The sequence below is a fragment of the Gibbsiella quercinecans genome (assembly GCF_002291425.1).
Classification (GTDB): Bacteria; Pseudomonadota; Gammaproteobacteria; order Enterobacterales; family Enterobacteriaceae; genus Gibbsiella; species Gibbsiella quercinecans.
This window is the reverse complement of sequence record NZ_CP014136.1, coordinates 3,655,515-3,669,287: the sequence shown is the minus strand read 5'-3', so window position 1 is coordinate 3,669,287 and position 13,773 is coordinate 3,655,515. Positions and strand designations below refer to the sequence as shown.

The following is a 13,773-nucleotide window of genomic DNA, read 5'->3' as shown; positions in this document are numbered from 1 at the left end:
AAGCGCCAATTATGCCGGTAACACCACAGTTGGCGCTGCCGCCGCTTGCAGCGCCGGTTTTTTTCCGCAAGACTGTGGGCGTGTAAGCGGTTACCCAGGATCATTGAAAACTATGGCCACGATAAAGGATGTTGCCAGGCTTGCGGGCGTTTCCGTAGCCACGGTATCACGCGTCATCAACAATTCGCCCAAAGCCAGCGAAGGATCGCGTAACGCCGTGCTGGCGGCGATGGAACAACTGCAGTACCACCCCAACGCCAATGCGCGCGCGCTGGCACAGCAATCCACCGAAACGCTGGGGCTGGTGGTTAGCGACGTATCCGATCCGTTCTTTGGCACGATGGTCAAGGCGGTGGAACAGGTGGCCTACGCCACGCACAACTTCCTGTTGATTGGCAACGGCTATCACGATGCCGAAAAAGAGCGCCAGGCGATTGAGCAACTGGTGCGCCACCGCTGCGGCGCGCTGGTGGTGCACGCCAAAACGCTGAGCGACAGCGAACTGGGCGTGTGGATGGAACAAATCCCGGGCATGGTGCTGATTAACCGCACGCTGCCGGGGTTTGAGCAACGCTGCGTGGCGCTCGACGATCGCTATGGCGCCTGGCTCGCCACGCGCCATCTGATCCAACAGGGGCACCGGCGCATCGCGATCCTCTGCTCCACCCACAAGATTTCCGATGCGGCCGACCGGCTGCAGGGCTATCTGGACGCCTTACAAGAGCATGACATCGCGCTGGATGAAAAACTGATTGTCTATGGCGAGCCGGACGTGGTCGGCGGCGAACAGGCGATGATCGAGCTGCTGGGGCGCAGTAAACCGTTCACCGCCGCCACCTGCTACAACGATCCGATGGCCGCCGGCGCGCTTTCGGTGCTAAGCGACAACGGCATTGACGTGCCGGGGAAAATTTCGCTGATTGGCTTTGACGATGTGTTGATCTCGCGTTACCTGCGCCCACGCTTAACCACCATCCGCTACCCGGTGGTGGCGATGGCCACCCAGGCTGCCGAGCTGGCGTTAGCGCTGGCCAATAACCAGCCGCTGCCGGAGACCACCCACATGTTCAGCCCCACGCTGGTACGCCGCCATTCGGTCGCCAGCCTGGCGGGCGCCGATCGCTGACGCCGCTATGTTAAACTCGGCAAAATTTGTCATAGCGGACGTTGAAAGAGGTTAGCCACAGATGATCACCATGTTGGATGTCGCCCTGCGCGCGGGGGTTTCTAAAGCCACGGTATCACGCGTATTAAACGGCACCGGCCAGGTGAAAAAAAGCACCCGCGACGCGGTATTCAAAGCCATGGATGAGTTGGGCTACCGGCCGAATTTTCTCGCCCAATCGCTGGCCAATAAAAGCTCCAACAGCATTGGGTTGGTGGTTTCCAACTTCGACGGCCCCTACTTTGGCCGCCTGCTACGCCAGGCCGCCAAGCAGGTGGAAGCCAGCGGTAAGCACCTGATCGTGACCGACGGCCATGACTCGCCGGAGGATGAACGGCAGGCGGTGCAGTTGCTGGCAGACCGCCGTTGCGACGCGATTATTCTTTATACCCGTTTTATGTCCGAACCCGCGCTGATGGCGCTGCTGAACACCCTGCCGGTTCCGTTGATGATCATCAACCGCGATCTGCCCCAGGCGCGCGAACGCTGCGTGTTCTTTGAGCAGCAGCGCGCCGCTTTCAACGCCGTCGACTATTTGATCCGCCAGGGGCACCGTGAGATCGCCTGCATCACCGGGCCGATCGCCACGCCAACCGCCCAGGCGCGCCTGGCCGGCTATCGCCAGGCCTTACAGCAGCAGCGGTTGCCGTATAACGAGCGGCTGATCGCCCACGGCGACAGCAGCGTACCCAGCGGCTATCACGGCTGCCGCGAGCTGCTGGCGCGCAAGGTGGCGTTCAGCGCCCTGTTTGCCAGCAATGACGATATGGCGATCGGCGCGATGAAAGCCCTGAATGAAGCGGGGAAACGCCTGCCGCAGGAGGTTTCGCTGTTCGGCTTTGACGACGAACCCAGCGCAGCCTACCTGCACCCGGCGCTTTCCACCGTCTACCTGCCGATTGATGCGATGATCGAAGCCGCCATCACGCAGGCCTTCCGCCTGATTAACCATGAAAAAACGCCGCCGCTGACGCCGTTTACCGGCGAACTGCGGCTGCGTGATTCCGTGGTGCCGGGGCCCTACGCCGGGCAGTAGCCGTGGGCAGCGTGTGGCCCGGCGGCAATCACCAGCCCACGTGCCACGGTTAAACCAACTCCAGCGCGATCAGCTCTTCAATGGTCTGCCGGCGGCGGATCAGGCGCGGCACGCCATGCTCAAACAACACCTCCGGCAACAGTGGGCGGCTATTGTAATTGGACGACATCGAAGCGCCGTAGGCGCCGGTATCGTGAAACACCAGATAGTCATCCACCTGCACCGGTGGCAGCGCGCGGGTTTCAATACCGCCGCCGGCCTGCTGGGTAAACACATCGCCGGATTCGCATAGCGGCCCGGCAACCACGGTTTCACGCAGCGGTTGCCCGGCAAGCGCGCGGCCATCCGCCGGCAATAGCGAGATATGGTGGTAGCTGCCATACATGGAGGGGCGCATCAGATCGTTAAACCCGGCGTCAACCAGCACAAAGTGGCGGCTGCCCATGTCTTTCACCGCGCGCACTTGCGCCACCAGCACGCCGGCCTCCGCCACCAGGAAACGGCCCGGTTCGATTTCCAGCTTCACCGGGTGGCCAAGGTGCGCGGCAATGCGCGCCCGCGCGGCGTCCCACAGCCCGAAGTAGTTTTCCGTATCGATCGACTCATCCCCTTGCTGATAGGGAATCGACAGGCCGCCGCCGGCGGAGATGGCGTGTAAATCCTGCCCCAGCGCAATCACCTGCTGCACCATGGCATCACAAACGCGCGCCAGGTGCTGGTAATCCACGCCGGAACCGATATGCATATGTACGCCGATCAGTTGTAGGCCATGGCGCTGAATCTTTTCGATCGCCTGCGGTAAATCCTCATACCAGATGCCGTGCTTACTGTTCTCGCCGCCGGTGTTAGTTTTCTGGCTGTGGCCGTGGCCAAACCCCGGGTTGACGCGCAGCCATACCGGGTGCCCGGCGGCGCACTGCCCCAGTTGTTCCAGCATATCGATGGAGCCGGCGTTGACCGGGATTTTCAGTTCGCTAACACGCGCCAGCGTAGCCTGATCCAGCAGATCGGCGGTAAACACGATCTCATCGCCGCCCGGCTGAAAACCGGCCTGCAGCGCACGCTCGATTTCCCCCAGCGACACCGAATCCACCTTCACGCCCTGCTCACGCATCAGGCGCAGAATGTGGATGTTGGAACAGGCCTTCTGGGCGAAGCGGATCACATCGAAGTGCCGCAGTTGGGCAATCTGTTGTTTGATAATTTCGGCGTCATAAGCCCAGACAGGGCAACCAAAGCGGGCGGGTAGCGCCAGCAGGTTAGCGGCGTTCAAGGCGGTGGTGGTGTCATTCAATGCGCGTGGCATGGCAGTTATCCCAAAATAACGATTTTCATCATCATGCCGCAAGCCGTTACGGCTGAAAAATATCTATTTCGCCATAGTCTATTCATTTATGATATGGCTTTAGCCGCCAGCAGAGAGCCCCATGCACGCCATTACCCTGCGCCAGATTGAGATCTTCCAGGCGGTGATGACCACCGGCAACCTCACCGAAGCCGCGGCATTGCTGCAAACCTCCCAGCCGACCGTCAGCCGCGAGCTGGCGCGCTTTGAAAAACTGATCCGGCTGCAGCTGTTCGATCGGGTGCGCGGCCGCCTATACCCGACGGTGCAAGGGCTGAGGCTGTATGAAGAAGTGCAGCGCTCCTATTACGGGTTGGAGCGCATCATCAACGCCGCCGCCGGCATCCGCCAGTTCGAACAGGCGCAACTTTCCATCGCCTGTCTGCCGGTATTTTCGCAATCGTTGCTGCCGGCGATCTGCAAACCTTTTATCGACCGTTATCCAGAGGTCAGCTTCAGCGTGATCCCGCAGGAGTCACCGCTGCTTGAGGAGTGGCTGTCGGCGCAGCGCCACGATCTGGGCCTGACGGAAAACCCGCATACCCCCGCCGGCACGGAACGGCTAACGTTGATGGCGCTGGATGAAGTGTGCGTATTGCCCACTGGGCACTCGCTGGCGGCAAAAAAGATCCTGACGCCGCAGGATTTCGACGGCGAGAATTACATCAGTTTGTCCAGCACCGACAGCTATCGCCAGTTGCTTGACGCCCTATTCCAGGAACAGCGGGTTGATCGGCGGCTGGTGATGGAAACCCACAGCGCCGCTTCGGTATGCGCCATGGTAAAAGCGGGGGTCGGTCTTTCCATCGTCAACCCGTTGACGGCGCTGGATTACGCCGGCAACGGCGTGCACGTGCGCCCATTCAGCACGGCGGTGCCCTTTACCGTCAGCCTGATCCGGCCATTGCACCGCCCGTCTTCGGCGCTAGTCACCGCCTTTATTCAGCACCTGCAGCAGCAGGTGGAACAGTTGCCCGCCCGCCTGGCGGAGGTGACGACCCACTAAACGCCGTGCTGCGCCCGGATACGCCGCATGCGCCCGAAGGTCAGCAGGCACAACGCCAGGCCGAACGCGGCGATCAACGCCGCCGCCAGCGGCACCGCGGTCAGCCCAAAGCCGTGCGCAATCACCTGGCCACCAGCCCAGGCGCCCAGCGCATTGCCCAGGTTAAAGGCGGCAATGTTGAGGGTGGAAACCAGGTTGGGCGCTTTTTTGCCGTAGGCCACCACGTTAATCTGCAGCGCCGGCACCGCGGCAAACGAGACCGCCGCCCACAGGAACAGCGTTAACTCGGCCGGCACCAGCGAATGGCTGGTCCAGTGAAACAACGCAGAGAAAAAAGCGATCGCCAGGAAAACGCCGGTCAGCGTCACCCCCAGGCGCCAGTCCGCCAGGCGGCCGCCGAGGATATTACCCAGCGTCAGGCCAACCCCCATCAACAACAGCGTCCAACTGACCCCGGCAGGCGCCACGCCGGTCACTTCCGTCAACAGCGGCGCGATATAAGTAAACAGCGCAAACATCGATGCGGCAAACGCCACCGTCATCAACAGCGACAGCCAAATGCCGCCGCCACGCAGCGCCGCCAGTTCCTTTTTCAACTCGGCCGGCGCTTCGTCGCGCACCTCCGGCAGTTTGGTATACAGCGCCAGCAGGGAAAACACCCCAATCAGCGATACCGCCCAAAATGTGGAGCGCCAGCCCAACATCTGCCCCAGGGCCGTCCCCAACGGCACGCCGAGCACGTTCGCCAGCGTCAGCCCGGTAAACATCATCGCCACGGCAGAGGCCCGGCGGTTCGGCGCCACCAGGTTGGCCGCCACCACGGCGCCGATGCCAAAGAAAGCGCCATGGCACAGTGCGGTAATCACCCGCGCCAGCATCAGGAAACCATAGCTGTAGCCCAGCGCACACATCAGGTTGCCCACGATAAAAATCGTCATCAGCAACAGCAGCGTTTTTTTGCGCGGCAGGCGGGCGGTCAGCAGCGCCATGATCGGCGCGCCGATCGCCACCCCCAGCGCATAGCCGGAGATCAGCCAGCCGGCGCTGGGAATCGACACCTGCAAATCGCCGGCCACCTCCGGCAACAGCCCCATAATGACAAATTCAGTCGTGCCAATGGCAAATGCACTTAGCGCCAGTGCAAACAGTGAAGCCGGCATGTATTACGCTCCCAATCAACAACGCCCCGCTGCAACGTGCGCAGAGCAGATTAAAGACGAAACGCGGTGAACGGCCGGACGGCCGCCAAGATGAAAACAAAGACGCCGCACGGCGAAACGCCCCAGCGGCTTGCAAGATAGATATAACCCAGGAAAAACAGCGTGTTCCCGTTTATAGCAATAGCATGGCAGGTAAAAAGTCCGCCAGTGGCAAAACGCCCACAGCGCAGAAAAAACCACTGGCGGCGCGCTAAGCGATTGAATGGGCTAATGATGAAAAATGTGTATAAATGTTACACCACCGTTAATAATGTTAGCGTAAGCCGGCACGCCACTGCCCATCATTGGCAAACCACGCCACCAGAAAATCCAGCATGGTGCGCACCGCCGCCGGCATCTGGTGGCGTGAGGTGTAAATACCATAAATCCCCATCGCCCGCGGCCGGTATGCCGGCAGCAGTTCCACCAGTTCGCCGCTGGCCAGCAGCGGCGCCACCGAATAGTAAGGCTGGAGCGCTATGCCGGCGCCCAGCAGGGCGCTGGTCATTAACACCATCGATTCATTGGCGCTCAGGTTGCCACTCACCGCCACCGCGGTTTCCCCATCCCGATGGTTAAAGTGCCACAGGCTTTTACCGAAATAGGAATAGGTCAGGCAGTTATGCAACGCCAGATCCTGCGGCTGGCGCGGGATGCCGTGCGCGGCCAAATAGGCCGGTGCGGCGCAGACCACTGAATCACAGGTGGATAGCGGCCGGGCGATCAGGTTGGGGTCCAGTTCGTTGGTGATGCGCAATGCCAAATCAATCCGTTCCTCCACCAGGTTCACCGTGCGGTTGCTCATCTGCATATCGACCGCCACCTGTGGGTAACGCTGCTGATATTCCACCACCGCGCGGGCCAATGCGTTTTGCCCCAACGACTGCGAACAACTGATACGCAGCAAACCGCGCAGCTCATCCCCCTGTTCGCCATTGGCCAGATCGATCTCACCGGCCAGCGCCAGCATCCGGCGGCAGCGCTCTAACGTGCGCTCGCCGGCATCCGTCAGGCTCAGGCGGCGCGTGGTGCGGTGCAACAAGCGCGCGCCGGCCCATTGCTCCATCTGCGCCAGATAACGCGTCACCATGGCGCGCGACATGCCCAACGCTTCAGCCGCCGCAATCATGCTGCCGCGCTCAACAATGGCGACGAAGACCTCTGCCGCAATAATGCGATCCATAATTCGCTCGATTTACGCAATTGATAATTGCAGATTATCCGGTTTTTCGTTCGTTTTATGCAACCTATCCTATGGCGCTAACATCACCTCATCTAGGGCACCACACATGTTCAAACACCTTTTTCTGGCGCTGGCTCTCAGCGCCACCACCACGTTAAGCGCCGCCGCCGTCACGCCGCCACTGACGCTGGAGGTTTATAACCCAGGGGAAAAAAGCATCTTCCCGGTATCATCCGAAATTATCAGCGGCCAACACGAAGTGGCACTGATTGATGCGCAGTTTCAGCGCAATGACGCTGAAGCTCTGGTGAAAAAGATCAAGGCCGGCGGCAAGAAACTGACCACCGTCTACATCAGCCATTCCGATCCGGATTTCTATTTCGGCCTGGACGTGATTCAGGCCGCCTTCCCGGCGGCGAAAATCATCGCCTCGCCGGCGACCATCAACGAGATCAACGCCAGCAAAGACGGCAAGCTGGCCTATTGGGGGCCCATCCTGAAAGAAAACGCGCCACGCAAGTTGATCGTGCCGCAGCCGTTGCAGGGCGACAGCTTTAGCGTTGACGGCCAAAAGATCGCGATCAAGGGCCTGAATGGCCCAACGCCGGACCGCACCTATGTGTGGAGCCCGGTGCTGAAGGCGGTGGTCGGCGGGGTGCCGGTTTCCGGCAACAACATCCATCTGTGGATGGCGGATACGCAAACCAAAGCCTCGCGCGTTCACTGGCAGCAAACCCTTGCCGGCATCCAGGCGTTGCAACCACAGACGGTAGTGCCGGGGCATTATCTGCCGGGCGCGGCGCAAACCCTGGAATCGGTCACCTTTACCCAACGCTACCTGAGCACACTTGAAGCTGAATTGCCCAAAGCCCGTAATGCCGCCGAACTGATCGCGGTGATGAAAAAGCACTATCCCGCCCTGCAAGACGAATCGAGCCTGGAAATGAGCGCCAAGGTGTTGAAAGGCGAGATGCAATGGCCGCAGTAAACGCGCTGCCCCCGGCGTAACCGGGCAGCCGCGCATTGCCCCATGCCCTATCAGGCAAACCCGCAGGCCTCTTCCACACGCAATAATCATGCAAACGCCTGGTAACGAAAAAACTACTTACAACACACCGTTTGTTTGTTACCGTTGCCACGCCCATGCTGAAACGCAGCGGCTCTCGCCCCACGTGGCCTGGCAATCTGCTGATTTAATTGGAAGAGTATGAGTACTACACACGAAAATACCGCCCCTAAACATGCTGTTTGGCAGTTAATCAAACCCTTTTGGGTTTCCGAAGAAAAATGGCGCGCCTGGGCCATGCTGGTCGCCATCATCGCCCTCTCACTGGGCCTGGTTTACATCAGCGTACTGCTGAACCAGTGGAACCAAGTGTTCTACGATGCGCTGCAAAATAAAAACTTTCCGGTGTTCAAGCAGCAGCTATGGCGCTTCACCTATCTGGCGCTGATTTTTATCGTGTTGGCGGTGTATAAGGTCTATCTGACCCAGGGCCTGCAGATGCATTGGCGCAACTGGATGACCCACAAATACATGGATAAGTGGCTGGCGCATCAGGCCTATTATCATACCGAACAGCAGCAGACGATAGATAACCCGGACCAGCGTATCGCCGAAGATTTGAACGTGCTCACCCAGTACACCCTGTCGCTGTCGCTGGGGCTGCTTTCCAGCCTGGTCACGCTGTTTTCCTTTATTACCATTTTGTGGAGCATCAGCGGCCCGCTCACCTTTGCCATCAGCGATCACAGCATTTCCATACCGGGTTACATGGTGTGGTTTGCCCTGCTGTATGCCGTGTTGGGTTCACTGTTGATTTGGTGGATCGGCAAGCCACTGGTGCTGCTGGGCTTTAACCAGGAACGCTATGAGGCAAACTTCCGTTTTGGCCTAATTCGCATCCGCGAAAATAACGACGCCATCGCGCTTTATCACGGCGAGCCAAGCGAAGTACAGCAGCTAAGCGGCCGCTTTGCCGCGATCCGCAACAACTGGTGGGCGATCATGCGCGTTACCCGGCGGTTGAATATCGCCTCCAACTTCTATGGCCAGTTCGCCAATATTTTCCCGATCCTGGTGGCGGCGCCGCGTTATTTTTCCGGTGCCATTCAGATGGGCGGGCTGATGCAGATCGCCTCGGCCTTCGGCCAGGTGCAGGGTGCGCTGTCCTGGTTTATCGATGCGTTCAACAATTTGGCCACCTGGAAAGCCTGCGTCAACCGTTTAGCCGGCTTCAACGCCGCCATCGATCAGGTGCACCACCAATCCTACGGTATCACCACGCGGTATGAAGACGCTGCGCCGCTGGCGCTGCATAACCTGGGGCTGGAGTTGCCGGACGGCCAGGCGCTGTTGGCCGGCGCCAATGTGGCGCCTAAACGCGGTGAGCGGGTGCTGATCGTCGGCCCATCCGGCTGCGGCAAATCCACGCTGCTGCGCGCTATCGCCGGGATCTGGCCTTACGGCTCAGGTACTATCGGGCTGGATGACACCGCCAGCACGCTGTTCCTGCCGCAGCGCAGCTATATCCCAATCGGTACGCTGCGCGAAGCGCTGAGCTACCCGCATCTGGCGGCAGAATACAACGATGAGCAACTGCTGGCCGCACTGGAAAAATGCCAACTGAAGCACTTGCAACGCTGGCTGGATACCGCCGCCAACTGGAGCCACCGGCTTTCGCCCGGCGAGCAGCAGCGGTTGGCGTTTGCACGGGCGATCCTCACCCGGCCGGATATTCTGTTCCTGGATGAGGCCACCAGCGCTCTGGATGATGAAACCGAACAGCTGATGTACAGCCTGCTGCTGAGCGAGCTACCGGAAGTGACGCTGATTAGCGTCGCACACCGCAACAGCGTGGCGAAATATCATCAGACCTGCTGGCGCTTCTGCCGCCAGGAAAATCAACCGGCCATCATGACCGTTAACCCGCTGCCAGGCGGGGCGTAAACGCAAGCAGCCGGGCGATGAAAGCCCGGCTGCCGGCAAAACGGTGCTGTATGTAGTTATCTGCGCTTGCCGGGGATACGCCCGAACGGCGTGCCCAATGCCCGGCTCGATAGAAAGAAACGCTTAATTCAGTTCAACCAACCAACGGTAAAATGCGTCACCAACCCGACGATAACCAGGATGGCAATCACCGCTGCGGTATAAAGGACTATGCGACGCGGGCTATAAAACGACATGCAGTCTCCTCAATGACACAGGCGTTAAGCCATCAATATACTATGTTTCGGCGCCGCGCCGCTATGGCGTATGTTCGCCGCGGGCGATTCTCTTTGCCCGGCAGGCGATGCGCGAAGTGATTGATTACTGACCGGCATGCCGTAAACTTACGCCCAACCCGCCTTGAAAACACGGAGCGTTATGTTAGCCAGCCACGAATACGCCAACGACCTGCTGCTGTTCGCGCTGATTGTCGACTGCGGATCTTTTAGCAAAGCGGCGGAAGCCGCGGGCATCACCAGTTCGGTAGTCAGCAAACGCATCGGCCGCCTGGAAAAATCCCTCGGTGCGCGTCTGCTTTACCGCACCACTCGCAGCCTGACCCTGACCGAAAACGGCCAGGAGCTGTATCGCCAGGCCAAAGAGATCAGCCAGCAAATCCAGGGCGCCCTGTATGCCGTCAGTGAGAAAAGCGACGAACTCACCGGGGTGATCCGCATGTCGGTGCCTACCATTTCCGGCGAACTGCTGCTCAGTGAAAGCGTAGCGGAATTTTGCGCCCGCCACCCGCAGCTAAAAGTAGAAATGCGCCTGGAAAACCGCTTTGCCGATCTGGTCAACGAAGGTATCGATCTGGCCATCCGCACCGGCACCATGCCGGATTCCAGCCTGATCGCCCGGCCGATTCTCGATTCACATTGGGTGATTGTCTGTTCACCCAGTTACCTGCAACAACACCCGCAGCCGCAAACGGCGGACGATCTGCTCAGCCATAATTGCCTGACCTATACCTATCAGGAAAATGGCACCGCCAACTGGCTGATGAAGCGCCCCGGCAGCAGCGAAATTTATGAGCTGCGAGTCAACGGCAACTTTTCCGCCAACAATGCCCGCGCAATCCGCAAAGCCGTGCTCAGCGGCTATGGCATTGCGATGGTTCCGCGCTGCATGGTGTACGAAGATTTGATGGCAGGAAAACTGCTGGAAATACTGGCCGGGCACTGCGGCAAGGTGCTGGGCGTCTATGCCGTTTACCCGTATACCCGCAACCTGCCGTTAAAAATACGCCTGCTGATTGAACATCTTATTATCGCCTATAAAAATATTGGTCATTATTTTTGAAGCTGATCACATTATTATTTTTACCCTGCCGTAATCCGGGCGTTAATTACTGCATTTTTAGACATAATCTCGTGAAAATTACGGCGTAATCACGGTTCCCCTATTTCCCCTCTCGCAATAAAAAAAGCTAATTAACTGATTTTAATATCATTAAATAAATAACCATATAAATCAAATACCCACAGCGTGCAGACAATATGCCCTCCGTTAATTTGTTAAAAAATTGAAGCGTGGAACATTAATAATGGTTGTGATTAGAATAAGATATTGTTGCAAGCGGCACTGATTGCCGCAGAAAAAACACGGGTAACGCAATAAACCCGCGCAACAGATTCTATTCTGCCGCTCACGGGCATAGGGATGGCTCGCGCCGCAACGGTGCAGGCCAGTCATGCAAAGGGAAGTTAAAGCCGCCCCAACCGGTGCCGCGGGCCATTTGGAGCCTGGCGGCGCAACGGCCGCTGTGCAACGCCGCAGGGTTTAACCAACTGGGGGCTTTCAGTTAACGCATAAGGATACAAACTATGATTATCTCCGCTTCAACCGATTACCGTGCCGCCGCCCAGGCAAAATTACCGCCTTTCCTGTTTCACTATATTGATGGCGGCGCCTATGCCGAACATACGATGCGCCGTAATACTGCCGACCTGGCGGATATCGCCCTGCGCCAGCGCGTATTGCGCAATATGTCGGATCTGAGCCTGGAAACCACGCTGTTCGGTGAAAAGCTGGCGATGCCGGTGATACTGGCGCCGGTGGGATTAACCGGTATGTATGCGCGGCGCGGTGAGGTACAGGCGGCGCGGGCCGCCGCCAAAAAGGGCATTCCGTTCACCCTTTCCACCGTGTCCGTTTGCCCAATCGAAGAAGTGGCGCCGGCCATCGATCGGCCGATGTGGTTCCAACTGTATGTGCTCAAAGATCGCGGCTTTATGCGCAACGCACTGGAGCGCGCCCAGGCGGCCGGGGTGAAAACGCTGGTGTTTACCGTGGATATGCCGGTGCCCGGCGCCCGTTACCGCGATGCCCACTCCGGCATGAGCGGCCCGAATGCCGCGATGCGCCGGGTTTTGCAAGCGATGGTGCACCCACAGTGGGCATGGGACGTCGGCATTAACGGCAAACCGCACGATCTGGGTAACATCTCGACCTACCGCGGCCAACCCACCAAACTGGAAGATTACATCGGCTGGCTCGGCGCCAACTTTGATCCGTCCATTTCCTGGAAAGATCTGGAGTGGATCCGCGAGTTCTGGCAAGGGCCGATGATCATTAAGGGCATTCTGGATCCTGAAGACGCCAAAGACGCCGTGCGCTTTGGGGCCGACGGCATTATCGTCTCCAACCACGGCGGCCGGCAGCTTGACGGCGTGCTCTCGACCGCACGCGCCCTGCCCGCCATCGCCGATGCGGTGAAAGGCGATATTACTCTCCTGACCGATTCCGGCATCCGCACCGGGCTGGACGTGGTGCGCATGATCGCGCTCGGCGCCGATAGCGTGTTGCTGGGGCGCGCCTTTGTTTACGCACTGGCGGCGGCCGGCGAAGCCGGAGTGAGCAACCTGCTGGAGCTGATCGATAAAGAGATGCGCGTGGCGATGACGCTCACCGGCGCGAAGTCCATTGCCGATATTAATGCCGATTCGCTGGTTAACGGCCGCGGTTAAACCGCCGTGCTGGGAATGGTAAACGCCGCGGCAGCCCCGCGGCGTTTTGCTTTAACCGCTACAGCGCGGGGTAGTGCCCTGTGCAGGTAAATAACGCAGCGGATCGATGGCGGTGGCGCGATAGCGGATCTGGAAATGCAGCCGCACGGAATCCGTGCCGGTGCTGCCCATAGTGGCGATCTTCTGCCCGGCATTGACATCCTGCCCGTTGCGCACCAGCGTGGTGTCGTTATGCGCATAGGCGGTGATGAACTCTTCCCCGTGCTTAATCATGATCAGGTTGCCGTAACCGCGCAGCTGGTTGCCGACATACACCACCCGGCCTTTTGCCGAAGCGTACACCGGCTGGCCGCGGCTGCCGGCGATATCAATCCCCTTGTTGCCGCCGTCGGTGGTAGAAAACTTGAGCACCACCTGCCCGTTGGTCGGCCAGCGCCAGCAGCGGGATGTGCCCGGCGGCGGTGCCGTGACGATCGCCGAAGCAGTTGCCTTGCGGCTGCCTGATGAAGCACGCGCCGGCGCCGATGCGCTCAGCCGCAGCACCTGCCCCACTTCAAGGCTATAGGGCGGGCGGATTTTGTTGGCGCGTGCCAGTTCGCTCACTTCATTCCCGGTGATCCAGGCAATGTAGTACAGCGTATCGCCGCGCTTAACGGTGTAGGTCTTGCCGCTATAGGTGCCTTTCGGCAGCGTATCGTAATTGCGGTTATAGCTATTTTTGCTGGAACAACCTGCCAGCAGTAGCCCTGCCAACAGGCATAGGGTTATTCGTTGCAGTAAAACCCGCTTGCTTCCAGTGCTCAATATTCCATCCCCAATCAGCAGATTACACAATACGTCAGCGGCGTAGAAAGCAGCCATATTAACATCTGCGGTTTGGCAGT

General features: G+C 59.1%; 11 protein-coding genes. 7 read left to right on the top strand and 4 right to left on the bottom strand.

Going from position 1 to position 13,773, the window contains the following annotated elements; all coding sequences use genetic code 11:
* The first annotated feature begins 112 nt into the window (after positions 1–112).
* A complete protein-coding gene (gene galR / locus ACN28Q_RS16905; protein ID WP_095847402.1) occupies positions 113–1,126 on the top strand; it encodes an HTH-type transcriptional regulator GalR in 1,014 nt (337 codons plus the stop codon).
* Between the two features lie 61 nt (positions 1,127–1,187).
* Entirely contained in the window at positions 1,188–2,201 is a 1,014-nt protein-coding gene (locus ACN28Q_RS16900; RefSeq protein ID WP_095847401.1) for a LacI family DNA-binding transcriptional regulator, read from the top strand.
* Between the two features lie 49 nt (positions 2,202–2,250).
* Here ACN28Q_RS16900 and lysA read toward each other — a convergent pair whose 3' ends face one another.
* Positions 2,251–3,507: a diaminopimelate decarboxylase gene (gene lysA, locus ACN28Q_RS16895; protein ID WP_095849072.1), complete on the bottom strand. Its 1,257-nt coding sequence runs from the start codon at positions 3,505–3,507 to the stop codon at positions 2,251–2,253.
* A 121-nt stretch (positions 3,508–3,628) separates the two neighbouring features.
* Here lysA and ACN28Q_RS16890 point away from each other — a divergent pair, with 121 nt between their 5' ends.
* Complete coding sequence (locus tag ACN28Q_RS16890) at positions 3,629–4,552, top strand: LysR family transcriptional regulator (RefSeq protein WP_095847400.1); 924 nt, start codon at positions 3,629–3,631, stop codon at positions 4,550–4,552.
* On the opposite strand, the gene ACN28Q_RS16885 is transcribed toward ACN28Q_RS16890, so the two are convergent.
* The gene (locus tag ACN28Q_RS16885; RefSeq protein ID WP_095847399.1) at positions 4,549–5,712 is read right to left on the bottom strand and encodes an MFS transporter; all 1,164 of its coding nucleotides are present in this window, start codon (positions 5,710–5,712) and stop codon (positions 4,549–4,551) included. The two genes, ACN28Q_RS16890 and ACN28Q_RS16885, sit on opposite strands and share 4 nt — an antisense overlap.
* Before the next feature lie 313 nt (positions 5,713–6,025).
* On the bottom strand, positions 6,026–6,934 hold the full coding sequence (locus ACN28Q_RS16880; protein ID WP_095847398.1) for a LysR family transcriptional regulator: 909 nt from the start codon (positions 6,932–6,934) through the stop codon (positions 6,026–6,028).
* A gap of 106 nt (positions 6,935–7,040) precedes the next feature.
* On the opposite strand from ACN28Q_RS16880, the gene ACN28Q_RS16875 reads away from it, so the two are divergent.
* The 4 genes from ACN28Q_RS16875 to lldD all read left to right on the top strand — a co-directional run bounded on the left by ACN28Q_RS16875 (position 7,041) and on the right by lldD (position 12,889).
* Positions 7,041–7,922 (top strand): MBL fold metallo-hydrolase, encoded by an 882-nt coding sequence (locus tag ACN28Q_RS16875; RefSeq protein ID WP_095847397.1) that lies wholly within the window; start codon positions 7,041–7,043, stop codon positions 7,920–7,922.
* Between the two features lie 219 nt (positions 7,923–8,141).
* Positions 8,142–9,884, top strand: coding sequence for an ABC transporter ATP-binding protein/permease (locus ACN28Q_RS16870; RefSeq protein ID WP_095847396.1), 1,743 nt, complete (start codon positions 8,142–8,144; stop codon positions 9,882–9,884).
* A 417-nt stretch (positions 9,885–10,301) separates the two neighbouring features.
* Positions 10,302–11,222 carry a LysR family transcriptional regulator gene (locus ACN28Q_RS16865; RefSeq protein WP_095847395.1) on the top strand — a complete coding sequence of 307 codons (921 nt, stop codon included), beginning with the start codon at positions 10,302–10,304 and terminating at the stop codon, positions 11,220–11,222.
* A 524-nt stretch (positions 11,223–11,746) separates the two neighbouring features.
* Entirely contained in the window at positions 11,747–12,889 is a 1,143-nt protein-coding gene (lldD, locus tag ACN28Q_RS16860) for an FMN-dependent L-lactate dehydrogenase LldD (RefSeq protein ID WP_095847394.1), read from the top strand.
* Positions 12,890–12,940: 51 nt separating this feature from the next.
* Here lldD and actS read toward each other — a convergent pair whose 3' ends face one another.
* A complete protein-coding gene (gene actS / locus ACN28Q_RS16855) occupies positions 12,941–13,693 on the bottom strand; it encodes an amidase activator ActS (RefSeq protein ID WP_095849071.1) in 753 nt (250 codons plus the stop codon).
* Positions 13,694–13,773: the final 80 nt, after the last annotated feature.

What these genes read in the sequence shown, in the direction of transcription:
- ACN28Q_RS16890 (WP_095847400.1), top strand. Translation starts at nt 3,629, where the DNA reads ATGCACGCCATTACCCTGCGCCAGATTGAGATCTTCCAGGCGGTGATG.
- galR (WP_095847402.1), top strand. Translation starts at nt 113, where the DNA reads ATGGCCACGATAAAGGATGTTGCCAGGCTTGCGGGCGTTTCCGTAGCC.
- ACN28Q_RS16870 (WP_095847396.1), top strand. Translation starts at nt 8,142, where the DNA reads ATGAGTACTACACACGAAAATACCGCCCCTAAACATGCTGTTTGGCAG.
- ACN28Q_RS16865 (WP_095847395.1), top strand. Translation starts at nt 10,302, where the DNA reads ATGTTAGCCAGCCACGAATACGCCAACGACCTGCTGCTGTTCGCGCTG.
- ACN28Q_RS16885 (WP_095847399.1), bottom strand. Translation starts at nt 5,712, where the DNA reads ATGCCGGCTTCACTGTTTGCACTGGCGCTAAGTGCATTTGCCATTGGC.
- ACN28Q_RS16900 (WP_095847401.1), top strand. Translation starts at nt 1,188, where the DNA reads ATGATCACCATGTTGGATGTCGCCCTGCGCGCGGGGGTTTCTAAAGCC.
- ACN28Q_RS16875 (WP_095847397.1), top strand. Translation starts at nt 7,041, where the DNA reads ATGTTCAAACACCTTTTTCTGGCGCTGGCTCTCAGCGCCACCACCACG.
- lldD (WP_095847394.1), top strand. Translation starts at nt 11,747, where the DNA reads ATGATTATCTCCGCTTCAACCGATTACCGTGCCGCCGCCCAGGCAAAA.
- lysA (WP_095849072.1), bottom strand. Translation starts at nt 3,507, where the DNA reads ATGCCACGCGCATTGAATGACACCACCACCGCCTTGAACGCCGCTAAC.
- ACN28Q_RS16880 (WP_095847398.1), bottom strand. Translation starts at nt 6,934, where the DNA reads ATGGATCGCATTATTGCGGCAGAGGTCTTCGTCGCCATTGTTGAGCGC.